Raw genomic sequence first — 22,900 nt, 5'->3', positions numbered from 1 at the left:
CTGCTCCGGCTATGGCGCTGACGCGCCCGCCACGCCGCGACGGCGATGATGTCCGCCATGCGACTGTCTCCCACGCTCCGCGCGCGCCTGGACCGCCTGCAACGGACGCTGCCGGCGCAGCTGGTGCAGCGCTTCATCGAGATCGACCTGCTCACCCACGCCGCGTCGCTGTCGTTCTTCGCACTGCTCTCGCTCGCGCCGCTGCTGGTGCTGCTGCTGTGGCTGACCGCCTCGCTGTACCCGTCGGCGCAGGCCGAGCTGATGGAGCAGCTGGGCGTGCTGGCCGGGCGCGGCGCGCAGGAGGTCGCGGCCACGGTGTTGCGCAATGCCGAGGACCAGCCCGACGTGGGCTCGCTGGCCGGCCTGTGGAGCACGTTGCTGCTGTTCGTCGGCGCCACCGCGGTGTTCGCGCGGCTGCAGAACACGCTCAACGTGGTGTTCCTCACCGATGCCCGGCGCCTGGGCGGATTCAAGGCCTGGCTGCGCAAGCGCGTGTTCTCGTTCGGAGTGGTGTTCGCGCTGGGGTTCCTGCTGGTCGTGTCGGCGGCGCTGACCACCGCGCTCGAGGTGCTGTTCGCCGGCTCGCCGACGCTGCCGGTGCTCGGCAACCTGGCCGCGCTGGGCATCTACTCGCTGGCCTTCGCCCTGATGTACCACTACCTGCCCGACCGCCGCGTGCGCTGGCGCCAGGCGCTGCTGGGCGGGGTGATCACGTCGCTGCTGTTCGTGCTCGGGCGCTGGGCGATCGGGCTGTACATCGCCCGGGCCGCGCCCGGCAGCGCCTACGGGTCGATGGGCACGCTGGTGATCCTGCTGGTGTGGATGTACTACGCGGCGATGGTGTTCTTCACCGGCGCGCTGATCACCGCCCTGATCGACGAGCGGGTGTCGCGGCGGGCGCGCGAGGCACGGGCCGCCGCCCGGGCGGCGGAACGGCCGGACCCCGGCTGACCCGCAGGCCCGTCAGGCCGGGTCCGGCGCCGTGCCCGGCGTCGGGATGCGATCATGGCGCGGTGTCCCGGATTCCAGACGCAACCGCCCGCCCCCGCGGCGCCGCCCCGGGCGGCGCGATGCCCGCGCGCACGCGCGGTGCGGCGGCGCGCGGCCCGCGGGAGCGTTGAGCATGGCCCGCATTCCCGACGCCTTCATCGACGAGCTGCTCGCCCGCACCGACATCGTCGAGGTGATCCAGCCACGGGTGCCGCTCAAGCGCCAGGGCAAGGAGTACTCGGCACGCTGCCCGTTCCACGACGAGCGCTCGCCCTCGTTCACCGTCTCGCCGACCAAGCAGTTCTACCACTGCTTCGGCTGCGGCGCGCACGGCACCGCGATCTCGTTCCTGATGAACTACGACCGGCTCGAGTTCCTCGACGCGGTCGACGAACTGGCCCGGCGCGCGGGCATGGAAGTGCCACGCGACACCCAGCAGCGCAACGCCAATCCCGACACGCTGGACATCTTCAAGGCGCTCGATGCGGCCGCGACGTTCTTCCAGCGCCAGCTCGCCACCAGCGAACGGGCGCGCGCCTACCTCGACCAGCGCGGCGTCGGCGAGGCGGTACGCGCGCAGTTCGCGATCGGTTACGCGCCGGACGGCTTCTCCGCGCTGAAGGACGCGCTCGGCACCGACGCGCGCCGGATGAACCTGCTCGAGCGTGCCGGCCTGTTCTCGAAGAACGACCGCGGCCACGTCTACGACAAGTTCCGCGACCGGGTGATGTTCCCGATCCACGACCGCCGGGGCCGCGTGATCGCTTTCGGCGGGCGCGTGCTGGCCGCGCCTGCAGACGGCCGCGACGCCGGCCCGAAATACCTCAACTCGCCCGAGACCGCGCTGTTCCACAAGGGCCGCGAACTGTACGGCCTGTGGCAGGTACGGCAGGCGAATCCGAGGATCGAGCGCCTGGTGGTGGTCGAGGGCTACATGGACGTGGTCGCACTGTTCGAACACGGCGTGACCGTGGCCGTGGCCACGCTCGGCACCGCGACCACGCCCGACCATGCCGAGCTGCTGTTCCGCAACGCGCCCGACGTGTATTTCTGTTTCGATGGCGACCGAGCCGGCCGCAACGCGGCATGGAAGGCGGTGGAATCGGTGCTGCCGCGCATGCGCGACGGGCGCCAGGGCTTCTTCCTGTTCCTGCCCGAGGGCGAGGATCCCGACAGCATCGTGCGCAAGGAAGGCGCGGAAGGGTTCGAGGCGCGCCTGCGCGAGGCCACGCCGTTGTCGCGGTTCTTCTTCGACACGCTCTCCGACGGCATCGCGCTGTCCACGCTCGACGGCAAGGCGCGCCTGGCCGAGCGCGCGAAGCCGCTGCTGGCGCAGATCCCCGACGGCGCCTTCGGCGACCTGATGCAGCAGCGGCTGACCGAGCTCACCGGCGTCGGCGCGCGCCAGGCCGCGCCGGAACCGTCCGCGCCGATCCGTCGCCAGGGCAGCCGCCCGCTGGCACCGCCCAGGCGCAGCGTGGTACGCGGCGCGATCGCGCTGCTGCTGCAGCAGCCCGCGCTGGCGCTCGAACTGCAACCGCCTTACCACTTCGTCGCGCTGCGCCAGCCGGGTATCGAACTGCTGACCGAACTGATCGCACTGGTGCACATGCGCCCCGCGATCACCATCGGCGCGCTGCTCGAACACTTCGCCGACCGCGAGGAAGGCGCCGCGCTGCAGAAGCTCGCCAGCCAGTCCATGCCCGGCGACGAGGCGGCCTGGCGCACCGAGTTCCTCGACGCCATCGCCCAGCTCGACCGGCAGACGCTGCAGCAGCGCGTGGACGAACTGCAGGAGAAGCAACGCGGCGAGGGCCTGGACGACGCCGACAAGGCGGAGCTGCGGGAGTTGTTGCAGCGGCGGTGAGGACCTGGGTTTGCGCCCGGAGCGCGAGACGGGAAAGGGAGGGGCGCAGTCGCAACAGCCCGGCTTTCCCTTCTCCCGCTTGCGGGAGAAGGTGCCGAAGGCGGATGCGGGCGCGCCGAAGGCGCGTGTCGGGCCACGCGTACCCCGCCGTCGCGTACTGCCTCGATGCCGCCTCGACATGCGACGCGCTAGGCTGCCGTTCCCGTCTTCGTCGCCAGGACCGATGCACGCGCGCGTCCGCCTCCTTCCCGCCGTCGTACTCGCCGCGCTGCTCGCCGGCGCCGGATGCACGCCGGGTGCGGGGGTGGGCACACTCCCGCTCTCGCCGCCGGCCGGTGCCACGCCGTATGCGATCGACGGCGCCAGCACCGATCGCGTCGCCCTCGCCTTCGCCGACCTGCATGCCGCGCTGCGCGCGCTCGGCGACGACCGCTGGACGCCGGTGTACTACCGCGTTCCCGCGGGCAGCGACTGGACCGTGCTGCGCGGCGAGCTCGACCGGCAGGCGCAGGCCGCAGGCTGGCAGCCGCATTCCGGCCTCTCCGCGCAGGGCACCGGCTATCCGCGCCGGGCCTGGACCGAAGGTACCCGCGTGGTCGCCGCCGCCCTGGTGGCGCCGCCGGCCGGCAGCGAAGGCGCCACCGTGCTGATGGTGCTCACGCCGCGCGATTGAAGCGGATGCGGTCGTTCCGGAACCGGAGCGCGCCACCCACGGCCCTGCCGCGGGGCTGGTCCCGTGGACACGTCCGCTCGATGGACATGCGCCTTTGCAGGGGCGCCCCCGGCAGCGACGTCCAGCCGCGAGCGCCGTGACAGCTCCCCCGGTGTCCGCGCGCACCGCCCGCGCAGCAACCTGCCCCCGCTTCGCGAACCCGACGCGGCACCTGCGTCGCCCCGCGATCTGCACTAGCCTGTGCCCATCCTTTTCCGGGAGCCGCCCCATGCGCCTGAGCCCACCGCTCGCTACCCTCGCCCTCGGCCTGAGCCTGGCCCTGCCTGTGCTTGCCCTGCCCGCGCTCGCCCAGACCGCCACCCCTCAGGCGCAGACCGGCGCCAGCCCACCCCCTTCCGCCGTGGAGCGCAAGGAACAGGGCAACCGCGTCACCGAGAACCTCCCCGAGATCCCCGCGGAACTGATCGAAAGCCTCAACCGCTACCAGAACACCCGCGGCGCCAGCGTCAGCGGCTGGACGAAGGAAGGCTGCCTGCTGGTCTCCACCCGGTTCGCCGAGACCAGCCAGGTGCACCGCGTCTGCGAGCCGCTGGGCATGCGCGAACAGCTCACCTTCTATCCCGAACCCGTGGCCGGCGTGACCGTCTCGCCACCAGGCGCCTGGCGCGACGGTTTCGTCTACGGCAAGGACAGGGGCGGCGACGAGTTCTCGCAGCTGTACTGGTTCGATGCGCAGACGCGCGAATCGATGCTGCTCACCGACGGCAAGCGCAGCCAGAACGGCGGTACCGTGCTCACCCGCGACGGCGGCCTGATGGCGTACAGCAGTACCGCGCGCAACGGCACCGATCGCGACATCTGGCTGCGCGATACCCGCAGCGGCCAGTCACGCGTGCTGCTGCAGGAAGGCGGCACCTGGGGCGCGCTCGACTTCTCGCCCGACGGCAAGCGCCTGCTGGTGACGAAGTACGTCTCGGCGAACGAGTCCTACCCCGGCGAGGTAGACGTGGCCAGCGGCACGCTGCAGATGTTCCCGATCGATGGCGGCAAGGCCGCGTTCGGCGGCTTTCGCTATGCGCCCGATGGCGAAGGCATCTACTACGTGTCCGACGAACCGGTCGATGGCGCGCCCAGCGAGTTCCAGGTGCTGCGCCACCACCGGCCAGGCCAGGGCGCACCGGTGCGCGTGAGCACCGCGCCGTGGGACGTCGACGGCTTCGAGGTGTCCGACGACGGCCGCCACCTGGCCTACGTCACCAACGAGGACGGCATCTACCGCCTCACCGTGCTGGCCCTGCCTTCGCACCGGCCGCTGGAACTGCCGGAACTGCCGGTCGGCCTGATCGGCGGGCTGGAATTCTCGCCCGACGGCAAGCGCCTCGCGGTCACGCTCAACACCGCCACCTCGCCGAGCGACGTCTACGTGATCGATCTCGAGGGCTCCGCGCTCGAACGCTGGACGAAGAGCGAAGTGGGCGGCCTCGACACCGCGCGCTTCGTCGCACCTACCCTCGTCCGCTACCCCACCTTCGACCAGGTCGACGGCGCGCCGCGCACGATTCCCGCCTTCTACTACAGGCCGGCGACGCCCGCGGCGAGTGGAAAGCTGCCGGTGGTCGTGAGCATCCACGGCGGTCCGGAATCGCAGGCGCTGCCCGGCTTCAATCCCTCGATCCAGTTCATGGTCAACGAACTGGGCGTGGCGGTGCTGGTGCCGAACGTGCGCGGGTCGTCGGGCTACGGCAAGACCTGGCTCACCCTCGACAATGCGGAGAAGCGCGAGGACTCGGTGAAGGACATCGGCGCCCTGCTCGACTGGATCGCGCAGCAGCCCGAACTCGACGCCTCGCGCGTGGGCGTGATGGGCGGCAGCTACGGCGGCTACATGGTGCTGGCCTCGCTGATGCACTACAGCGACCGCATCCGCGCCGGCATCGATGTGGTCGGCATCTCCGATTTCACCACCTTCCTCACCAATACCGAGGAATACCGCCGCGACCTGCGCCGCGCCGAGTACGGCGACGAACGCGACCCGGCGATGCGCGCCGTGTTCGACCGCATCTCGCCGCTGAAGAACGCATCGCGCATCGACGCGCCGCTGTTCGTCGCCCAGGGCAGGAACGACCCGCGCGTGCCGTACACCGAAGCCGAACAGATCGCCGCCGCCGTGCGCGCCAACGGCAACCCCGTGTGGTTCCTGATGTTCAACGACGAAGGCCACGGCTTCCGCAAGAAGAGCAACAGCGACTACTTCGGCGCCGCTTCGATGCTGTTCTGGGAGCGGCACCTGCTGACGGAGTGAGCGACGAGCGACGGCCGGAGCTGCCCGGCCCTCGTGGCCGACGTGTTATCAGACAGATCCGCGGAGATATCCGATATCAGCGCGTTTTCGCACGATATCCCTGCGTGGACAAGCAAACGGTTCGCAAGCATCTGATTCGGAAAGGATTGACGGCGCGAAACGGAGCACGCAAAGTCGTGTTATTCCCCGCTCTTGGGGACTAATCAGGTGTTAGGCATCACATGACAGACGATCGCGACCTGGAAAGTATCTACCGAGAAGACATGCGAACTTCGGTCACTGAGCGTCTGACTGAAGCGACACTTGAGCGTATGCGCACTTCCGCCATCGGTGGTGCAAGCATTGCACTCGGCGTAATTCTGTTGCTCCTTCAAACAGACCTCGGTAGCCGACCCCTCATCGTTGCTTTGTACGCGGCAATCTTTGCCATTCCTGCATGGATTGCCGCATGGCAATATGTCGAGGCGTATATGTTCTGCGGAAAGGAATCCCACGAGCACTTCAATAGCCTTAAGGGCTCTTTGGTCGCCGTGCTACTAGCATTAGCAGGCATGCTTCTGTTATGCGTTTCTGTAGTCTCACTCATTTGGCACATGTCGGTGACGGCAGCTATCGTCTTTCTTGTGGTGTCCATTGCAGCAGCGGTTCTCATCTCTAGGCACCATCATGCAGTTCGCGCTTTCGCTGACCGCGCACGGGCTGGTGATGCCTAACAGTTCGGTCAAGCCGAACCCGCTTCGCGGGTCGGCTTAACTCAGGTGTTAGGCATCAGGAGAAGGATTCATGAGACTTGTTCCAGCTGCTATCGCCGCGCTGTTGCTTCTTGCAAGTACGTCGAGTGTTGCAGGTGATGGCGGCGGCGCCGCGGAAGTGCGGTCTGGGGAAACACCCGAGGCCGCTATAGTTATCGATGCCAAAAGCAGCGCGGAGGGCGTTCCGCTGGAGTACCGGTGGATTGAACGCAATCTGCCTGACTCAAAGATCGAGCGACAGGCGCTGGTGAACAATGGCGGAAAAATCTACGATCGCTTCGACGTAGTGCTCCCCTCTGGAGAGAAGCGCAGCGTGTACTTTGACATCACGAAGTACTTTGGCAAGCGGCCATGATGCCTAACAAATCGTTCAAGCCGAACCCGCTTCGCGGGTCGGCTCAACTCAGGTGTTAGATCCGCTTCTCAAGCTACAGGAGTGCTCGATGAAGGCAAAAACCTGCTCAGCCGTGCTTGCTGTGTTGGTGCTGCCCGCGGCGTGGAGTGCGGCTTGGGCCGGCGACGACGCTTACCTAGAGTTCCTGTGGGCAACTCCCCCCAAAAGCGCACTGGCGCGAGCCGAAGCCTACGGCTTCACATTGGAGCCTGCTCAGGACCATCGTGTGTGTGTGGCGGCGCTGACCGACTGGCGTGAGGAGGACGTCCTGACGATTGAGGTCGTTGATGCATCCGGCAAGCTCGTGAACAGGCAGGTGCACGAGGACTTCCGTGGCTCAAAGCGCTGCTACAAAGCACAGCTGGGCACAACGGGGACCGCCGGCGAATGGACCTTTAACGTCTACATCAGTGAGACGCTGGCAGGGGCGAAGACCATCGAGGTCGCAAGGACGCTGAAGGACGCGCCTTTTTATGCGCAAGGGTCGCGCCCTTACGTCTTGGGACGACCAAACTACGACACGAAGATTCCCGCCAGCGAGTACATCGGGCGCCTGGTGTGGGTCATGCAAGTTGACGCGGCGGGCTCCGTCAGCGCCGTGGAGATGGAAAGCGCGGAGGGTGCCGGTAACCGCATGAGGGAGCGCGCAATTGCCGCAGGGCTGCTCACCAAGTTCCCGCCCGATCCCGCACGCTCGGCTCATCCGTTGAAGATTCGTCAGGAATACAATCTGAGCACCCAATAGCCTGGCCACCGCGCATCCAACGGTTCGTCCAAGCCGACGTCACTTCGTGGCGCGGCTGACCCAGGTAGTAGCTGCCGATGAGAGTTATGCGCATTCTGAAAGGATTGATACTTGCAACGACTTTCGTAGTCGCTGGTTGCACATCCATCCCTCTTTCCACGGCCCTGAGCCTGTCCTCCATGTCGCCAAGTACGTTGGTGCAGGTGGACCCGACACAGGTTCGGCTCGAGCTCTCGGTCTCAAGAGGGTTTGAGCTGGACCTGGCTGAGAGCCGGTTAAGCCTTACCCTCTCAGGCTCGGGGGGCACCCGCCGCGGCCAGATGGCTCTGTCGCTGCTTGGCGTCAGGCAAGAGTCCCGCTCCAACGGTCTTTTCCGCCCTGACGTGCCGGTGTCCACCTACTCGCTGGCATTGAGCCCGGAGGGCGTCCAGGAGTTGAGAGAACTCCAACGATTCATGTTGACGGGCGCACCGGAGACCTTTGAGTTGAGTGTCCGCGCCCCTTTCGCCACGGCTCCCCCGGAGGCCCGTGAGGTCACCTTCTGGGCAGACCTCAAAATGTCGGCCGAAGATCCGTTCAGTCCTCTGATCAGCGGCGCCAAGCTCAGATTAGAGAACGCACCCGCTGGCAGCTGACAATGCGTTCAAGCCGAAACCGCTTCGTTTCGCCAATCACATGGCAGATTGAGCTTGCCATGTGGTCGGCTCCACTACGCGTCTCGGCCTAACCTGGGTGTTAGGCCACGGAGAATCCACATGTCGCCTCTGAAGAAGATTGCCTTTATTACTTTTGTTTTACTGTCAGCCAGCCTGCAACCCGCAGTAGCGGCCCATAACGAACCCCGAGACGTGGCCGCGATTCGTGAGATTGTGGAAGCGTTCCGTACATCAATCATCAACAAGGACAAGGCAACGTTCGTTGAGCTCTTTTTTTCCGACAAGCCCGAGCATGTGACATGGCAGATGGTGGACGACGATACGAGGGTCGCCCGGTTCAAGGAATTCGCACCCGAGGCGAGTCGGGTCGTCAGGTGGCCGGAGAACACCTACCTCGCCATGATCGATGCGACAACCGCAGTTGATTCAGGATCGCTCGAGGAAGTATTTCGGAACGTAACCATAGATACGGATGGATTGGTCGCTTCCGTGAACTTCGACTATTCCACTCTGCGCAATGGGGAAGAAGCCCATTGGGGCCGCGAGATGTGGCACCTGGTGCACACCGAGGACGGCTGGAAGATCATCTCGGTGATATGGTCGCAACGGGATCCTGTATCCGACGAATGAACGGCGCGCGGCCCAGCAATGCGTTCGTGCCGGCACCGCTGCCGTGTTCATCGCTGCGAACCCGGGTTGCCGGACGACAGGATCATGCTGACGCGCCCCTCTGCTGACCTGCCGTTCTCGTCGCAGGCACGCCAGGGCTTCGTCCAGCCCGACATTCCGTCCGTTGCGCTCCATGATCTTGCGCACCGATGGGCGGGCGGGCATGGTTGATGCGTTCTGCGCCACATGAGGCACCCATGATCGTCAAGCATCTGACCCCGATTCTGAATGTCTCCGACATCCAGCAGTCCTTCTCTTGGTTCGGGAAGCTCGGATGGAAGAAGGGCTGGGACTGGGGTACGCCACCGAGCTTCGGCGGCGTGTGCTCGGGCCATTGCGAGATTTTCCTCTGCCAGGGCGGCCAGGGTGGCCGGGGCGCCAGTGGCTATCCGGCGACATTCGGTCCCGGTTCCAACGAGGCGGCTGAAAAGGCGGTGTGGATGTCGCTGTGGGTAGACGACGTCGATGAGGTTCATCAACGCTGTCTCGAGCAGGGGATCGAAGTGACCTGGCCGCCCACGGACATGCCGTGGAACGTGAGGGAGATGCACGTTCGCCATCCGGACGGACACGTGTTCAGGATCGGTCAGGGCATCGAAGGCCAGGGGACAACTTCTGGTAGCGGGTGAATCTGCACCCGAAGCGCACCGCTGCCTGGATTCTCTGGACGCGCCGGATCGGCATCTGGCAGACATGGCGTTTTCCGCGGGTTGTACCCCGGACTCCCGACGCCTGGTCCGGGAGAAATCGAAGCCATAAGATGTCGGGCGGCCAGCACAGACCCGAGACCGTGTCGTGAACATCCGCCCCGCATCGCCCGCCGACCGCGAAGCGATCCTGGCCCTCGTGCCGCGGCTTGCCGAGTGCGGCACGCCTGCGGGGCGGGAGCAGCGCCAGGTCGTGGCGGTGGACCTGCAGACCATCGCGGCCGCCATCGACGATGCCTCGCCGGAGAGTGCGATGCTCGCGGCCGAAGAGGACGGCGTGGTGGTCGGCTTCGTGCACGCCAGGACGGTCACCGACTACTACACGCAGTCGCCGATCGGACACGTGTCCGATCTCGTCGTGGCACCGGAGGCGGAGGGCAAGGGGGTGGGGGAGGCGCTGGTGCAGGCTGCGCAGGCCTGGGCGCGGTGCCGGGGCTACCGGATGATGCAGCTCTACGTGCTCCCAGGGAATGCGGGAGCGCGCAGGCTTTACGAGCGCATGGGATATCGTGCCGAATGGTTCAAGTACGTCAAACCACTGGGGTGAAGCCGAACGATCGCTACCGGGACAGCTCGGCCCGGGTGCTGTCATCATGCGCGCCGGAGGCGCCATGTTGCCGGACCGCGGCCCGAGGAATTCATGTCGTTTCCGCGACTGCGGCGGCCACCGCTTCGCAGGAGCGGTCGTGATTCCGTTCGTTCCAGGCCGGCTGTGATGATGGCTGGCAGACGCGAGTTCATCGGGCTCGTTGCAGCCGGCGCGGTCGGCCTCGCCCTTCCTGCCTGCGCCACCCCTACCGGAGCCACGCCCATGTACGGACTGATCGGCAAGATGAAAGCGGTGCCGGGGCAACGCGATGCCCTGGTCTCGATCCTGCTCGAGGGGGTGTCCGGCATGCCCGGCTGCCTCAGCTACATCGTCGCGCAGGATCCGGCGGATCCGGACGCGATCTGGGTCACCGAGGCCTGGGACAGCCAGGCCAGCCACAAGGCGTCGTTGTCGTTGCCCTCGGTGAAAGACGCGATCGCGCGTGGCAGGCCGCTGATCGCCGCCTTCGACCAGCACGTCGAGACGGTGCCGGTCGGTGGCCATGGCATCCTGGTCCCGGGCTAGCGAATCGCGAGGGGCCGACGCGGCTTCATCTGGACCAGACGAGCGCGCAAGGCGCTGGACATGCCTGCCGCCGCGGCCATGCGGTGCGGCCTGGCACAGCACGACGGGAAGATTGGACATGACCGACAGCGTGAAAACCACGACCGGAGGCTGCCTGTGCGGAGCCGTGCGCTACGAGGTGAAAGGTCCCCTGCGCGATGTGGTCAATTGCCATTGCAGCATGTGCCAGCGGCTGCACGGCAGCTTCGGGCCCCACTCCAAGGCGCGCAAGGTCAACATCACGATCACCCGCGACGCCGGACTGGCCTGGTACGCCAGCTCCAGGATCGCGCGGCGCGGCTTCTGCCGCGTGTGCGGGTCGAGCCTGTTCTGGGAGCCGTTCGATCTCGACGCCACCGGCATCATCGCCGGCTCGCTGGACGGCCCGACCTCGCTCAGGACGATCGGGCACATCTTCGTGGGCGAGAAATGCGACTTCTACGAGATCACCGATGGCCTACCGCAGTACGAGGCTTCCTCGGATGGCGCCCTCGTCGACGACTACAGGTGATCGTGGCGATGCGGCTGCCGGTGCGTCCGGGTGGGGTCCGTGCCGCAAACCGGCCGGGTGCGGGGCATGCACGCCATCGGCCGGCGCCCGTCGCATGCGAGCCGGGCCGGAGGATCGGATGAAACTGCGGAACATCGAGTCGACCACCTGGGCGCTGCTCGTGGCGGGGCTGTTCGTTCTGGCGATCGGCAGGTGGACGGACAACGGCGGCTTCCGGCTTGCCGGGGGCATGTTGATCGTCGTTGCCCTGATCCTCGCGCTGGCACAGGCCGCCGGCGGCAAGCCGGAGGATTGACGTCCCGGCCGGTTGAGAGGCCACCCCGCGACCTTTCCGCCGGGCGGCATCCGAGAAATATCCCGCGTGAATTGCGCTGCCGCGACTGGCCTCCGGGGATCGGGTCGGGCACTCTTTGCGCTGACGGCCGGGGTCGCGGGCGGGATCGTGGGTATCCGGCGCACGTCGTCCCCGGCCTCCACCGGCAATGGAGTGGCAGATGACACCGAAGCAGCTCGTCCAGGAATGGGTCCGTCGTTTCAACGAGGGCGACGTCGAGGGCCTGGCGTCGCTCTACGCGAGCGACGCCGTCAACCACCAGGTGGTCATGGAACCGCTGCACGGCCGGGCGGCCATCCGCGGCATGTTCGAGGTCGAGTTCGGCCGCGCCGCCATGACCTGCCTGGTCGAGAACCTGTTCGAGGATGGCGAGTGGGCGATCCTCGAATGGCGCGACCCGGGCGGCCTGCGGGGCTGCGGCTTCTTCCGGGTGCGCGACGGCATGATCGTGTTCCAGCGCGGCTACTTCGACCAACTCTCGTTCTTCCGGCAGCAGGGCATCGCTGTGCCGGAACGCTACCTGGGCGACTGAGCCCGATCGCGCACGCGCCGACGGTCTTGCGACGGCCCGCTCAACCGGAGCCCTGCCGATGCCCACCCACCACGCGTCCTGCAGCTGCGGACAACTCACCGCCACCGCGCACGCGGAGCCGGTGCGCATCTCCATCTGCCACTGCCTGGCCTGCCAGCGGCGCACCGGCAGCGTGTTCGCCTCGCAAGCCAGGTTCCCGGCCGCCACGGTCGCGATCGAAGGCCGCAGCACCGAATACGTGCGCATCGGCGACGAGGGCGGCCGGGCGCGGTTCCACTTCTGCCCGGTGTGCGGGGTCACGGTGTTCTACCGGCCCGAAGCACTCCCCGACATGGTGGCGATTCCCGTCGGGACCTTCGCCGACCCCGGCTTCCCGCCACCGACGGTGTCGGTCTACGAGGACCGGATGCACGCCTGGGTGCGCCTGCCCGAGGGCATCGAGCATTACGATTGAGACCGCGCACGAACCGGGCGCGCGGCCATGGCGCCGTTTGCCCGGTATCATCGATGCGCCTGCCCGCGGCGCCTGGAGGATGGCCATGCACGATGCGGATCCGGTCTTCGCGACGTTGTCCGCACTGCTTCGCCGGCATGCGGCCGGCATGTCGATCCGCACGGATGAGCCGGACCACCTCTACGTGGAACTCGCGCCCGCGCAGCCCAGGGGCAAGCCCAGGTTCTTCGGTGCGGTGCAGGCGAAGAAGTCCTACATCAGCTACCACCTGATGCCGGTGTACGAGGATCCGGGCCTGCTGGCCGGCATCACGCCGGCGCTGCGCAAGCGCATGCAGGGCAAGTCCTGCTTCAACTTCACGGCGGTCGATGCGACCCTGCTGGACGAACTCGACGCACTGACCGCACGGTGCGCGGCGGCGGTGCGCTGAGGCGACGACTGTAAGTCGGCACCGGAACCCGACACGACCGGCATGTCCAGGATCGACCTGAAAAAGGAGTTGAAGCACCTTTACGCGCCGTCCGCGAAGGCCGTGGTCGAGGTGGACGTGCCGCCACTGCGCTTCCTGATGATCGACGGCCAGGGCGACCCGAATACCTCGCCGGCGTATGCCGAGGCGGTGGAGGCGCTGTTCTCGGTGTCGTACACGGCGAAGTTCATGCTCAAGCGTGCAGGCGGACCCGACTACGCGGTGATGCCGCTGGAGGGCCTGTGGTGGTCGGACGACCTGTCCGCCTTCGCCGCCAACGATCGCGCGCGATGGCAGTGGACGATGATGATCCTGCAGCCGCCGTTCGTGGAGGCCGCGACGATCGAGGCGGCGATGGCGCAGGTGCGGCGGAAGAAGGCGTCGCCGGCGCTGGACCGGCTGCGGCTGGACACCTTCGCCGAGGGCCGCTGCGCGCAGACCCTGCACCTGGGTCCTTTCAGCGAGGAAGGACCGACGATCGAACGCGTGCACGCCTTCATAGCCGAGCGCGGCGCGCTGGCCGGCAAACACCACGAGATCTACCTGAGCGACATCCGCCGCGCGGCGCCGGCGAAGTGGAAAACGATCATCCGCCAGCCGATGGCCTGAGGACGCGGGCCGGGCTGCGGTGCGGGTTTCAGGCCACTGGCCGTCTGTTCCGTTGCGGCCTCGCAACCGGGGCAAGCACGGTTCGACCAGTCGTCTGTACGCTGCGTCCGGGTTCGCGGATATCCTCCGCGTCATTCATCCGCCGCGACGCATCGCGGCCTGGGAGCCCGGATGCTCGCCAACGTCGTCCTCGGCAGCAACGACCTGGACAGGGCGGCGGCGTTCCACGACGGGCTGCTCGCGCTGTTCGGCGCGCGGCAGGTGATGAGGAACGCGCGTTCCATCCTCTGGAAGCCGGGCGACGCCGGCAGCGGCATCGCCGTCTGCCTGCCGCACGACGGCCAGGCCGCCACCCATGGCAATGGAACGATGGTGGGCCTCAAGGCAGGCTCGACGCGCGAAGTCGACCTGGTGCACCAGACCGCCCTGCGCCTTGGCGGCACCTGCGAAGGGCCGCCCGGTGAACGCAGGCCCGACGTGTACGCCGCCTACTTCCGCGACCCGGACGGCAACAAATTCGGCGTCTTCCATGTCGCGGGCGCCGGGTGAGCGGCCGCCCGGACGCGCCTGGTGGACGCCGTTTCATGCGCTGCCAGCGTGGCGTGCGGGCGCCACGCTCGTCCGGCGCCGCTGCAGGCGAGCGTCGTCGCGCCGTGCCAGAATCGTGCGCCGACCGGGATCCGCCTGGACATCGATCGTCTCGCCAGGCCGAAGGAGGAAACACGTGGACCACAGTCTCGTCGCCTCGAAGTGCATCGCCATCGACAGTCCGCGCGAAACCGTATGGCGCGTTCTCACCCAGCCGGAGTACGTGCGGCAGTACCTGTTCGGAGCCGAGCTCGTCACCGACTGGACCGTCGGCAACGCGGTGATCTTCCGCGGCGAGTACCAGGGGCAACCATGGCAGGACCACGGCGTCGTGCTCGAGGTCGAGCGCCCCGCGCGGTTGCGCTACAGCTACTACGGCGGTGCCTGTGGGCTCGACGATCGTCCCGAGCATTACGCCACGGTCACCTACGCGCTCGAGGAGACGCCGCACGGAACGGCCCTGACGGTGCGCCAGCAGGGCTACCGCGACGAGGCATCGCGCAGCCGTTCGGAAGGCAGCTGGGAAGGCATCCTGGCCCAGGTCAGGGCGCTGTCCGAGGCCGGCTGAAGGCCTCGTTCGATGCGTTGCATGCGGCCTCCCGTCGGATTCGTGCGGTGTTCTTCCCTGTTGCGCTTGCCGGCGCTGGCGGGGGTCATGCTCGTGGCGCGGGAGACGCGGTTCGGATGCAGCCTTCCACACCGTTGGGAAACCGCGCAGGCGCGCGGTGCGGGTGTCGGTGTGGCGCGTGCTGCGCCCGGCGCCATCGTATGCGCCGCACCGGCACTAGCGTCGATCCGGCGCCTGCTGGATCGTCGACAACGGAATGCAGCAGATCGCCGCCGGCGTGGCGCCGGGGCGCTGCGGCACATTCCCCGACAAGGAGCACTCCCATGGCAGGCCAGGCAAAGGTGAGCGGACCGGCGTCCTATTTCCCTTCGATCGAGAAAACCTATGGCAAGCCGGTGGCGCATTGGCTGGCGCTGCTGGACACGGTGCGGGACCGCGCGCACATGGGGCAGGTGGCGTTCCTCAAGCAGGAACACGGCATCGGCCACGGCCACGCGAATGCGCTGGTGGCGTACCGGAAGGCGCAGGCGGAACGCTAGCGCTGCGCTCGGGTGCGCGGCAGCGCGCACGTCCGCTGCGCCGGCATGTTGCTCGACGCCGGGGGCTCATGCCCGGTGCGTCCGGGGTTTGTTGCTGAAGCGCGGGGCGGGTTCCTGCTCGAAGCGCCGGGCGTTTGTCCCGGTGCGACACTTTCCGCTCAGCGCGCAAGACTTTCCGGCCCATGCGTGAGGGATTTCCGGCCGACGTCCCAGTGCGAGCGGGGCTCCCGGGTCGCCCGGGTCGGCCGGCAATCCGTCCTCTACACTCACCTTCGCCGAATCGCGTCCGGTCCAGGCCATGCCTGGCGCCCGCCGCGTTGCCGCCTCTTCCGCCCGCCCGGATCCAGCCGGGTCCGAACCACGGTCGCGCCTTCGCCATGTCCCAATCCATCGCCCACGTGGCCCTGCTGGTCCGCGACTACGACGAGGCCATCGGCTTCTACGTCGGCACGCTCGGGTTCCGGCTGGTGGAGGATTCGCCGCAACCGGAACCGGGCAAGCGCTGGGTGGTGGTGGCGCCGCCGGGGGATGGCGGCACCTCGCTGCTGCTGGCGCGCGCCGTGGGCGCGGAACAACTCGCCTGCGTCGGCCGCCAGGCCTGCGGCCGGGTGTTCCTGTTCCTGCAGACGGACGACTTCCAGCGCGACTACGCTCGCTATCGCGCCGCGGGGGTGGAGTTCGTGCGCGCGCCGGCCGAGCAACCCTATGGCACGGTGGCGGTGTTCCGCGACCCCTACGGCAACCAGTGGGACCTGCTGCAATATGCCGCCCGACAGCAAACACGTTGACCAACCGGCCGGATCCGGGAACGGCATGCTCGCCATCGAACGGCATCGCCACCACGACCTGCCGCAGGCGCGGCGAGAGCAGTTGCGCGCGCTCGCGGGAGAGGCCTTCGACCGGTTCCCGATCGTACGCGAGACCCGCTGGGCGACGCCGGACTGGACGTTCCTCGGCACGGACGACCGCGGCGAACTGGCCTGTTTCTATCATCTGGTGGAGCGCGTGGTGCGCATGGACGGGCAACCGGTCGCGGTGGCGGGACTCCACAACCTGATCACCACGCAACCCTACCGCGGGCGTGGACTGGCGTCCGAACTGCTGGCCGCCACCGGGCAGGTGTGGTTCTCGGCGATGGCTGCGCGCTACGGATTGCTGCTGTGTGCCGGGGCGCTGGTGCCGTTCTACGAACGCCTCGGCTGGCAGCGGGTGTCGGCGGAGGTGCGCTTCGAACAGCCCGGAGGAATGCGTACGTGGACGGCGGAGTGCATGCTGCTGGACCCGGCCGGGGACGCGGTCGACCCGGCCGTCGTCGACCTGTGCGGGCTGCCCTGGTAGGCAGTGCATTGGCCGGGCGGTGTCGCCCATCCCGTCACAACACACACAGGGGCGCACACGTGGAGGCGCGCATGACGCACGAACCAACGACCTCTCGGCTGCTCCTGGCTGCGCTCCTGCTCCTGCCCTGGCTGTCGCACGCGCAGGAGGCGACGCCGGAAGCGGCCAACCGGGCGCTGGCCTCGGCATTCGAGGCGGTGTGGAACGCGCACGACATGGTCCCCCTGGGCGAACTGGTCACCGGGGATGCGGACTGGGTGAATGTCGATGGCTACCGCGGTCGGGGTCGCAAGGCCATCGTCGACGGACACGCACGCGTCCACGCGGGCAAGTTCAAGGACAGCGTGCTCAGCGTGCAGGCGATCGATGTGGCCGTGGTCCGGCCGGGCGTGGCGGTGGTCCACGTGCAATGGGGGCTACGCGGCGATCACAACGACGACGGCACGCCACGCCCGCCACGGGAGGGCCTGTTCACCTGGCTCACGGTCGAGGAGGGTGGCAGATGGCGGATCCGGGCCAGCCATAATTCGAACAAGGGCGTCGCGCGCTGACACGGTGCGTTGTTCCGCTCCGATTGCGCCGCGCCCCTTGGACGGGATCGCACCGATCCCGGCTGCGCTCGCTTCCCTGCGCGCCAGGCAGGCGTCACCATCGCATGCGTTGCCGCTCGAACGACCTGGAGGAAGAGATGACCGCCTACGCCATTGCCCTGCTCCGCGAGACGCGCTTCGGGCCGGAGATCCGCGAATACCTGCAGCGGGTCGACGCCACGCTCGCGCCGTTCGAGGGAAAGTACCGCGTGCACGGCGGTGCCTGCGAGACGATGGAAGGCACCTGGAGCGGCGACGTGGTGGTGGTGGAATTCCCGTCGATGGCGCTGGCGAAGGCCTGGTACGACTCGCCCGCCTATGCCGCCATTCGCCCGCTGCGAACGGAGCACACGCAGGGCGACCTGCTGCTGGTGCAGGGCGTCGCGGAGGGACATCGCGGCGCGGACCTGCTGGCCAGGCTCGGCGTCGAGGGCGGCTGACGGCACCCACCACACGAACACGGAGCAGGACATGGCCGGACACCGCATCTTCACCACGAAATTCTCCAGCGTGTACCCGCTGTACGTGCAGAAGGCGCAGCGCAAGGGCCGCACCCAGGCCGAGGTGGACCAGGTGATCCGCTGGCTGACCGGCTACACCCGGGCGGGACTGGAACGGCAGTTGTCGCAGGGCAGCGATTTCGAGACGTTCTTCGCGAAGGCGCCGAAGCCCAACCCGGCCAGCGTTCAGGTCACCGGCGTGGTGTGCGGAGTGCGCGTGGAAGAGGTCGAAGACCCGCTGATGCGCCAGATCCGCATCCTCGACAAGCTGGTCGACGAACTGGCGAAGGGCAAGCCGATGGAGAAGATCCTGCGCGGTTCGTGACCAGGGCATTCGGTGCGGAACGCACGCGCGCTGCGGATAAGATGCCGGCTGCGGCGCAGCGGTCGCCCGGCGCCTCGCCCCCTCGCCCCCCCCGACTCCATCACAGGACCCACGCATGGGCACTACCGAAATCGCAGAAATCCAGCGGATCTTCAGCACCCGCCTCGACACGCTCGACCACATCCTCGATGTCGGCCAGGCGCACCTGCCCGACATCGATGCCGCCTTGGGCGAGCGGCTGGCGCCCGACATGTTTCCGCTCGGCACCCAGATCGCGTTCGCCTGCAACCAGCCGCTCGGATTCTCGCAGTGGTGCGCCGGCCAGCCGATCGAACTGCTCGATCCCGGGGTGACCGGCATCGCGACGGCGCGGGGTTACATCCTCGACACGCGCGCACGGGTGGCGGCGATCCAGGCCGACGATGCGCGGCTGGACGAATCCAAGCGCACCGGCCTCGGCCCGGGCATGTACTGCGAAACCCCGGCGCGGTTGTACGTGAGCGATTACCTGCTGCCGAACTTCTATTTCCACATCGCCATGACCTACGCGATCCTGCGCAAGCTAGGCGTGCCGGTCGGCAAGGCCGACTACATGCGTTTCCTGAGGCCGCACGTGCGGCAGGCCAGCTGATGGCCGCCACCCCCACGCAGGCGCAGGGGGTGGTGCCGATGCTGTCCTACGAGGACGGCGTGGCGGCGATGGACTGGCTGGTGGCGGCCTTCGGTTTCGTCGAGCGCACGCGCATGACCGGACCCGACGGGCGTCTGGCGCATGGCGAACTCGAGACCGGCGGCGGGCTGGTGATGCTGGCCTCGCCGACGCCGGACTACGAGAGTCCGCGACGGCATCGCGAGCACTGCGCGCAGGCGCGCCGCTGGTCGGCGGTGCCATGGGTGATCGACGGCGTGCTGGTATACGTCGACCGCCTCGACGCCCACTTCGAACGCGCGGGCCGCGGGCGCGACCGTGCTGTCGCAGATCGAGGAGGGTCCGCCCGGGCGCCGCTACCGCGCGGAGGACCTCGAGGGCCATCGCTGGTTCTTCATCGAACGTGCGTAGAGGAGCCGTTCGCGCGGGAGCCGTCCGCGCGGCGTCGCGCATCGATGCACGCCAATGCGGCACTCCGGCGCGGATTCAATCCAGCGGCAGCACGTCCACCGCCTGGGTGCCGGTCTGCGCGCCGGTGGTCTTGAGCACGCCGGCGAGCGGCGAGACATCGGCGTAGTCGCGGCCGTAGGCGATGGTGATGTGGTCGTCGCCGGCATGGATGCCGTTGGTGGGATCGAATTCGCGCCAGCCCATCTGCACGCCGCACCAGGCGCGCACCCAGGCGTGGGTGGCGTCGGCCCCTTCCAGCCGCGGCCGGCCCTGCGGCGGCACGGTGCGCAGGAACCCGCTGACGTAGCCGGCGGGAATGCCCAGCCCGCGCAGCCCCGCGATCATGATGTGGCTGAAGTCCTGGCAGACGCCGGCGCGCATGTCGAAGGCTTCGCCGACGGGAGTGTCGACCTCGGTGGCGTCGGGATCGTAGGCGAAATCGCCGCGCAGGCGCATGCCCAGGTCCTGCACCAGCGACAGCACGCTGCCGCCCTGGCGCACGCTGCCGCGGGCGTAGTCGGTAAGCCGCGACAGCAGCGGCGCGCGCACGCTGGCGGGCAGGAAATGGCAGGGCGCGTCCGGTGCCAGCGAGCGCAGCGTCGCGAGTTCGGCCTGCAGGCCCGCAGGATCCGGCGAGAGGTCGAGGTGCGACTGGGTGTCGCGCTCCACCCGCACATGCGCGCGCATCTCCACGTCGAGCGTCTGGTGCGGCGGACGCAGCGCGATCGCCAGCACCGGGTTGCCGAAGAAGTCCTCGAACATGCTGCGCTCGGACGGCTGCGGCTCGATCCGCACCCGCAGGTCCTGCACGTGCTGGATGCCGGGCAGCTCGCGCGGTTGCACCCGCACCAGGTGGCGCGCGTCGCCCACCGGCCGCTGGTAGGCGTAGCTCAGGCGCAGGCGGATGTCATAGCGCATGGCGGGCCTGGAGCTGCGATGGAGATGCGGCGGATCGGCGTTGCGGCACGCGCCTGCGGCGCGCCCCCGTCCGCCTTCGGCACCTTCCCCCGCGCCGCGGGGGAAGAAAAGCATTCCTCGCCCCCTCCAAGGCACTCTTCGCCCCCTCTAAAGCACTCTTCGCCCCCTCTCCCGCATGCGGGAGAGGGTTGGGGTGAGGGTCGGGTCTCGCGTCGGCCAGGGGCATGGAGGCTATTGGAAATACGCGCGGGAGACGCCGTTGTAGAGGCCGGCGATGTCGCGCGCCAGGCCGGCGAGGCAGGCGGCGTCGACGGTGCCGGCGTCGCGGATCGACATCTCGGTGTGCAGGCGCATCGCCTGCTTGGCGAAGTCGGGCATCGCGTGCGGCGCGCCGGTGGCGGGCAATTGCGCGAACGCGTCGCGCAGCACGTCCACCTGGAACATCACCGAACGCGGGTTGGCGCCGTCGAGCGCGAGCAGGTCGAGCACGCTCTGCGCGCCGGCGTTGACCCCGTAGCGGTTGCGATGGGTCATCACGCTGTCGGCGATCTCCAGCAGCGCCTGCTGCAGGCCGGCGGGCGCATCGGCGTGGAACAGCAGGCCGAGCAGTTCGGCGAGCTGCACGCCGCGTTCGATGCGACGGCCGATCTCGAGGAAGTGCCAGCCGGTGGAGCGGTACATGTTCTCGTGAAGCAGGCCGGAGAAGCCGGCGAGCTTGCGCAGCAGTACGGTGACCGCGCGGCTGGCGTCGTCGCCGGCGCTGACTCGCTCGGCGAAACGGTTGGCGGTGGTGGACAGGTCGTGCAGCGCGCCCCAGCCGTCGGGCGAGAAGCGGTCGCGGATGCGGCCCGCGCTGGTGGCGGCGCCGTCGAGGCTGCGCAGCAGGCCCGAGGGGATCGGGTCGATCACGTCGATGCCGATGCGGTCGAGGTATTCGCCGAGCACGTCGAGCAGCGGCAGCGGATGGTCGCCGAGTTCGGCCAGGCGCACGTGGTAGGCGCGCAGGATGCGCGCGATCGCCTCGCTGCGCTCGGTGTAGCGGCCGAGCCAGAGCAGGTTTTCGGCGGCGCGGCTGGGCAGGGCCGCGGGGTCGCGGCGTTGCAGGTAGCCGCCGGACAGCAGCGTCTCCTGCACCACCGGGCGTTCGCCCACCACCCACACGTCGGCGGCCTGGCCGCCGAGCTGCATCGCGATCGCGCGGGTGTCGGCCTGCGCGCCGATGCGCGCGAAGCCGCCCGGCATCACTTCCCAGCCGTCGGGCGTGCGCGCCACGAACGCGCGCAGCACGAACGGGCGCGGTTCGAGCCGGCCGTCGATGTACACCGGCGTGGTCGACAGCGTCACCGCTTCCTGCGCCACCCATTGCGCGCCCTCGACCTGCAGCCGTTGCAGCAGGCGCTGGCGTTCGTCGGGATCGAGCTGCGCGCCCGGGAGGGTGGCCTGCGGATCCTCGTAGGGCAGTCGGGTGGAGAACGCCGGGCCGATGAGCATGCGGTCGGCCTGCGCCACCGCCAGTTCGCGCCCGGCGGCCAGCCCGCACCACCAGGTGGCGATGCCCGGCAGCTGCAGCCCGCGGCCGGTGAGCGCCTGGCAGATGCGCGGCATGAAGGCCTGCATCGCGCGCGTCTCGACCACGCCCGAGCCCAGTGCGTTGACCATCGACAGCGAGCCCGCACGCAAGGCGGCGACCGCGCCGGGCGTGCCGATCCAGGAATCGGCGCGCAGTTCCAGCGGATCGACGAAGGCGGCATCCACGCGTCGCCACAGCACGCTCACCGGCTGCATGCCCGAGACGGTGCGCACGTGCATGGCGCCGTCGCGCACGGTGAGGTCGTCGCCTTCCAGCAGCAGGAAGCCGAGATAGCGCGCGATCCACGCGTGCTCGTAGTAGGTCTCGTTGTTCGGGCCCGGCGTGAGCACGCCGATCGCACCCATGCGGCCCTCGGCCAGGTCCAGCAGCGCGTCGCGGAAGCGCCGGAAGAAGCCGGCGAGGCGATGCAGGTGCATGTCCTCGGGCAGGTCCGGGAACGCGCGCACGGTGGCGACGCGGTTCTCGAGCGCGAAGCCGGCGCCGGACGGGGCCTGGGTGCGGTCGCCGAGCACCCACCAGCGCCCGTCGGGCCCGCGCCCGAGTTCGAACGCGCAGAAATGCAGGTAGTGGCCGCCGCGCGGCGGCACGCCCACCATCGGCCGCAGGAACTCGGGATTGGCCGCGATCAACTCCGGCGGCAGCAGCCCGTCGGCGACCAGCTGCTGCGGGCCGTGCAGGTCGGCGACCACGCGTTCGAGCAGGTCGGCGCGCTGCACCAGGCCGGCGCCGATGTCGCGCCATTCCGCGGCATCGATCAGCACCGGCAGCGGTGACAGCGGCCATTCGCGCTCGCGCGGGCCGCCGGGGTGGTCGTAGGCGCGGTAATACACGCCGGCATCGCGCATGTACTGTTGGGCACGGGCGAAGCGCGCGGCCAGCTCGGTCTCGGTCAGGTCGTCGAGCATGTGCACGAAGCGACGCCAGACCGGGCGCAGGCTGCCGTCGGCATCGAGCATCTCGTCGACCCCGCCCCACAGGGTGCGGTAGCGCGAGTGCAGGCCGTCGCCGACGGAACCCGACATTGGCG

At 68.6% G+C, this 22,900-nt stretch carries 29 protein-coding genes; 27 read left to right on the top strand and 2 right to left on the bottom strand.

The features are described from left to right. The first annotated feature begins 48 nt into the window (after positions 1-48). From FZO89_RS10925 to FZO89_RS10800, 27 genes are all read left to right on the top strand, one after another. Entirely contained in the window at positions 49-951 is a 903-nt protein-coding gene (locus FZO89_RS10925) for a YihY/virulence factor BrkB family protein (RefSeq protein WP_425480443.1), read from the top strand. A 172-nt stretch (positions 952-1,123) separates the two neighbouring features. Continuing rightward, positions 1,124-2,857: a DNA primase gene (gene dnaG / locus FZO89_RS10920; protein WP_149103284.1), complete on the top strand. Its 1,734-nt coding sequence runs from the start codon at positions 1,124-1,126 to the stop codon at positions 2,855-2,857. Between the two features lie 304 nt (positions 2,858-3,161). Then, the gene (locus tag FZO89_RS10915) at positions 3,162-3,530 is read left to right on the top strand and encodes a hypothetical protein (protein ID WP_149103283.1); all 369 of its coding nucleotides are present in this window, start codon (positions 3,162-3,164) and stop codon (positions 3,528-3,530) included. A 268-nt stretch (positions 3,531-3,798) separates the two neighbouring features. Further along, a complete protein-coding gene (locus FZO89_RS10910; protein ID WP_149103282.1) occupies positions 3,799-5,832 on the top strand; it encodes a S9 family peptidase in 2,034 nt (677 codons plus the stop codon). A 221-nt stretch (positions 5,833-6,053) separates the two neighbouring features. Further along, positions 6,054-6,545, top strand: a complete 492-nt coding sequence (locus tag FZO89_RS10905; protein ID WP_149103281.1) for a hypothetical protein — start codon at positions 6,054-6,056, stop codon at positions 6,543-6,545. A 70-nt stretch (positions 6,546-6,615) separates the two neighbouring features. Then, the gene (locus FZO89_RS10900) at positions 6,616-6,939 is read left to right on the top strand and encodes a hypothetical protein (RefSeq protein WP_149103280.1); all 324 of its coding nucleotides are present in this window, start codon (positions 6,616-6,618) and stop codon (positions 6,937-6,939) included. An 88-nt stretch (positions 6,940-7,027) separates the two neighbouring features. Further along, positions 7,028-7,723, top strand: a complete 696-nt coding sequence (locus FZO89_RS10895) for a hypothetical protein (protein WP_149103279.1) — start codon at positions 7,028-7,030, stop codon at positions 7,721-7,723. Between the two features lie 86 nt (positions 7,724-7,809). Next, complete coding sequence (locus FZO89_RS10890; RefSeq protein WP_149103278.1) at positions 7,810-8,358, top strand: hypothetical protein; 549 nt, start codon at positions 7,810-7,812, stop codon at positions 8,356-8,358. A 120-nt stretch (positions 8,359-8,478) separates the two neighbouring features. Continuing rightward, the gene (locus tag FZO89_RS10885; RefSeq protein WP_149103277.1) at positions 8,479-9,009 is read left to right on the top strand and encodes a nuclear transport factor 2 family protein; all 531 of its coding nucleotides are present in this window, start codon (positions 8,479-8,481) and stop codon (positions 9,007-9,009) included. Positions 9,010-9,245: 236 nt separating this feature from the next. Continuing rightward, entirely contained in the window at positions 9,246-9,677 is a 432-nt protein-coding gene (locus tag FZO89_RS10880) for a bleomycin resistance family protein (RefSeq protein WP_149103276.1), read from the top strand. Between the two features lie 166 nt (positions 9,678-9,843). Further along, on the top strand, positions 9,844-10,302 hold the full coding sequence (locus tag FZO89_RS10875; protein WP_149103275.1) for a GNAT family N-acetyltransferase: 459 nt from the start codon (positions 9,844-9,846) through the stop codon (positions 10,300-10,302). Between the two features lie 264 nt (positions 10,303-10,566). Further along, entirely contained in the window at positions 10,567-10,869 is a 303-nt protein-coding gene (locus FZO89_RS10870) for a putative quinol monooxygenase (protein WP_149103274.1), read from the top strand. A 118-nt stretch (positions 10,870-10,987) separates the two neighbouring features. Then, the gene (locus tag FZO89_RS10865) at positions 10,988-11,419 is read left to right on the top strand and encodes a GFA family protein (RefSeq protein ID WP_149103273.1); all 432 of its coding nucleotides are present in this window, start codon (positions 10,988-10,990) and stop codon (positions 11,417-11,419) included. A 118-nt stretch (positions 11,420-11,537) separates the two neighbouring features. Next, positions 11,538-11,714, top strand: a complete 177-nt coding sequence (locus FZO89_RS18545) for a hypothetical protein (RefSeq protein ID WP_187471129.1) — start codon at positions 11,538-11,540, stop codon at positions 11,712-11,714. 199 nt (positions 11,715-11,913) lie between these two features. Continuing rightward, on the top strand, positions 11,914-12,285 hold the full coding sequence (locus FZO89_RS10860; RefSeq protein WP_149103272.1) for a nuclear transport factor 2 family protein: 372 nt from the start codon (positions 11,914-11,916) through the stop codon (positions 12,283-12,285). A 58-nt stretch (positions 12,286-12,343) separates the two neighbouring features. After that, a complete protein-coding gene (locus FZO89_RS10855) occupies positions 12,344-12,739 on the top strand; it encodes a GFA family protein (RefSeq protein ID WP_149103271.1) in 396 nt (131 codons plus the stop codon). Between the two features lie 85 nt (positions 12,740-12,824). Beyond that, a complete protein-coding gene (locus FZO89_RS10850; RefSeq protein ID WP_149103270.1) occupies positions 12,825-13,169 on the top strand; it encodes a hypothetical protein in 345 nt (114 codons plus the stop codon). A gap of 42 nt (positions 13,170-13,211) precedes the next feature. Then, complete coding sequence (locus tag FZO89_RS10845; protein ID WP_149103269.1) at positions 13,212-13,817, top strand: GyrI-like domain-containing protein; 606 nt, start codon at positions 13,212-13,214, stop codon at positions 13,815-13,817. Positions 13,818-13,988: 171 nt separating this feature from the next. Beyond that, positions 13,989-14,366, top strand: coding sequence for a VOC family protein (locus FZO89_RS10840; RefSeq protein WP_149103268.1), 378 nt, complete (start codon positions 13,989-13,991; stop codon positions 14,364-14,366). Between the two features lie 175 nt (positions 14,367-14,541). Then, on the top strand, positions 14,542-14,973 hold the full coding sequence (locus FZO89_RS10835) for an SRPBCC family protein (RefSeq protein ID WP_187471128.1): 432 nt from the start codon (positions 14,542-14,544) through the stop codon (positions 14,971-14,973). 323 nt (positions 14,974-15,296) lie between these two features. After that, positions 15,297-15,512 (top strand): DUF4287 domain-containing protein, encoded by a 216-nt coding sequence (locus tag FZO89_RS10830; protein WP_149103266.1) that lies wholly within the window; start codon positions 15,297-15,299, stop codon positions 15,510-15,512. Between the two features lie 377 nt (positions 15,513-15,889). Continuing rightward, positions 15,890-16,300 carry a VOC family protein gene (locus FZO89_RS10825; RefSeq protein WP_149103265.1) on the top strand — a complete coding sequence of 137 codons (411 nt, stop codon included), beginning with the start codon at positions 15,890-15,892 and terminating at the stop codon, positions 16,298-16,300. Between the two features lie 25 nt (positions 16,301-16,325). Continuing rightward, positions 16,326-16,850 (top strand): GNAT family N-acetyltransferase, encoded by a 525-nt coding sequence (locus tag FZO89_RS10820; RefSeq protein ID WP_187471127.1) that lies wholly within the window; start codon positions 16,326-16,328, stop codon positions 16,848-16,850. Between the two features lie 71 nt (positions 16,851-16,921). Next, a complete protein-coding gene (locus FZO89_RS10815; protein WP_149103263.1) occupies positions 16,922-17,401 on the top strand; it encodes an SgcJ/EcaC family oxidoreductase in 480 nt (159 codons plus the stop codon). Positions 17,402-17,505: 104 nt separating this feature from the next. Then, complete coding sequence (locus FZO89_RS10810; protein WP_262378608.1) at positions 17,506-17,880, top strand: DUF1330 domain-containing protein; 375 nt, start codon at positions 17,506-17,508, stop codon at positions 17,878-17,880. Between the two features lie 31 nt (positions 17,881-17,911). Further along, a complete protein-coding gene (locus FZO89_RS10805; RefSeq protein WP_149103262.1) occupies positions 17,912-18,265 on the top strand; it encodes a DUF2200 domain-containing protein in 354 nt (117 codons plus the stop codon). A 115-nt stretch (positions 18,266-18,380) separates the two neighbouring features. After that, entirely contained in the window at positions 18,381-18,896 is a 516-nt protein-coding gene (locus FZO89_RS10800) for a DUF1993 domain-containing protein (protein ID WP_149103261.1), read from the top strand. 504 nt (positions 18,897-19,400) lie between these two features. Here FZO89_RS10800 and FZO89_RS10795 read toward each other — a convergent pair. Further along, positions 19,401-20,282, bottom strand: a complete 882-nt coding sequence (locus FZO89_RS10795) for a transglutaminase family protein (protein ID WP_149103260.1) — start codon at positions 20,280-20,282, stop codon at positions 19,401-19,403. Between the two features lie 231 nt (positions 20,283-20,513). Continuing rightward, entirely contained in the window at positions 20,514-22,895 is a 2,382-nt protein-coding gene (locus FZO89_RS10790) for a circularly permuted type 2 ATP-grasp protein (RefSeq protein WP_222928113.1), read from the bottom strand. Positions 22,896-22,900: the final 5 nt, after the last annotated feature.

Source organism: Luteimonas viscosa, from assembly GCF_008244685.1.
Taxonomy (GTDB): Bacteria; Pseudomonadota; Gammaproteobacteria; order Xanthomonadales; family Xanthomonadaceae; genus Luteimonas; species Luteimonas viscosa.
The sequence above is the reverse complement of the archived record's forward strand: the minus strand, read 5'-3'. Positions and strand labels throughout refer to the sequence as shown.

Coding starts and splice junctions, on each gene's coding strand:
- FZO89_RS10840 (WP_149103268.1), top strand. CDS start 13,989: ATGCTCGCCAACGTCGTCCTCGGCAGCAACGACCTGGACAGGGCGGCG.
- FZO89_RS10885 (WP_149103277.1), top strand. CDS start 8,479: ATGTCGCCTCTGAAGAAGATTGCCTTTATTACTTTTGTTTTACTGTCA.
- FZO89_RS10790 (WP_222928113.1), bottom strand. CDS start 22,895: ATGTCGGGTTCCGTCGGCGACGGCCTGCACTCGCGCTACCGCACCCTG.
- FZO89_RS10855 (WP_149103271.1), top strand. CDS start 12,344: ATGCCCACCCACCACGCGTCCTGCAGCTGCGGACAACTCACCGCCACC.
- FZO89_RS10845 (WP_149103269.1), top strand. CDS start 13,212: ATGTCCAGGATCGACCTGAAAAAGGAGTTGAAGCACCTTTACGCGCCG.
- FZO89_RS10805 (WP_149103262.1), top strand. CDS start 17,912: ATGGCCGGACACCGCATCTTCACCACGAAATTCTCCAGCGTGTACCCG.
- FZO89_RS10815 (WP_149103263.1), top strand. CDS start 16,922: ATGACGCACGAACCAACGACCTCTCGGCTGCTCCTGGCTGCGCTCCTG.
- FZO89_RS10890 (WP_149103278.1), top strand. CDS start 7,810: ATGCGCATTCTGAAAGGATTGATACTTGCAACGACTTTCGTAGTCGCT.
- FZO89_RS10810 (WP_262378608.1), top strand. CDS start 17,506: ATGCGTTGCCGCTCGAACGACCTGGAGGAAGAGATGACCGCCTACGCC.
- FZO89_RS10910 (WP_149103282.1), top strand. CDS start 3,799: ATGCGCCTGAGCCCACCGCTCGCTACCCTCGCCCTCGGCCTGAGCCTG.
- FZO89_RS10820 (WP_187471127.1), top strand. CDS start 16,326: ATGCTCGCCATCGAACGGCATCGCCACCACGACCTGCCGCAGGCGCGG.
- FZO89_RS10800 (WP_149103261.1), top strand. CDS start 18,381: ATGGGCACTACCGAAATCGCAGAAATCCAGCGGATCTTCAGCACCCGC.
- FZO89_RS10905 (WP_149103281.1), top strand. CDS start 6,054: ATGACAGACGATCGCGACCTGGAAAGTATCTACCGAGAAGACATGCGA.
- FZO89_RS10880 (WP_149103276.1), top strand. CDS start 9,246: ATGATCGTCAAGCATCTGACCCCGATTCTGAATGTCTCCGACATCCAG.
- FZO89_RS10900 (WP_149103280.1), top strand. CDS start 6,616: ATGAGACTTGTTCCAGCTGCTATCGCCGCGCTGTTGCTTCTTGCAAGT.
- dnaG (WP_149103284.1), top strand. CDS start 1,124: ATGGCCCGCATTCCCGACGCCTTCATCGACGAGCTGCTCGCCCGCACC.
- FZO89_RS10865 (WP_149103273.1), top strand. CDS start 10,988: ATGACCGACAGCGTGAAAACCACGACCGGAGGCTGCCTGTGCGGAGCC.
- FZO89_RS10925 (WP_425480443.1), top strand. CDS start 49: ATGTCCGCCATGCGACTGTCTCCCACGCTCCGCGCGCGCCTGGACCGC.
- FZO89_RS10830 (WP_149103266.1), top strand. CDS start 15,297: ATGGCAGGCCAGGCAAAGGTGAGCGGACCGGCGTCCTATTTCCCTTCG.
- FZO89_RS10860 (WP_149103272.1), top strand. CDS start 11,914: ATGACACCGAAGCAGCTCGTCCAGGAATGGGTCCGTCGTTTCAACGAG.
- FZO89_RS10895 (WP_149103279.1), top strand. CDS start 7,028: ATGAAGGCAAAAACCTGCTCAGCCGTGCTTGCTGTGTTGGTGCTGCCC.
- FZO89_RS10870 (WP_149103274.1), top strand. CDS start 10,567: ATGTACGGACTGATCGGCAAGATGAAAGCGGTGCCGGGGCAACGCGAT.
- FZO89_RS10825 (WP_149103265.1), top strand. CDS start 15,890: ATGTCCCAATCCATCGCCCACGTGGCCCTGCTGGTCCGCGACTACGAC.
- FZO89_RS18545 (WP_187471129.1), top strand. CDS start 11,538: ATGAAACTGCGGAACATCGAGTCGACCACCTGGGCGCTGCTCGTGGCG.
- FZO89_RS10795 (WP_149103260.1), bottom strand. CDS start 20,282: ATGCGCTATGACATCCGCCTGCGCCTGAGCTACGCCTACCAGCGGCCG.
- FZO89_RS10850 (WP_149103270.1), top strand. CDS start 12,825: ATGCACGATGCGGATCCGGTCTTCGCGACGTTGTCCGCACTGCTTCGC.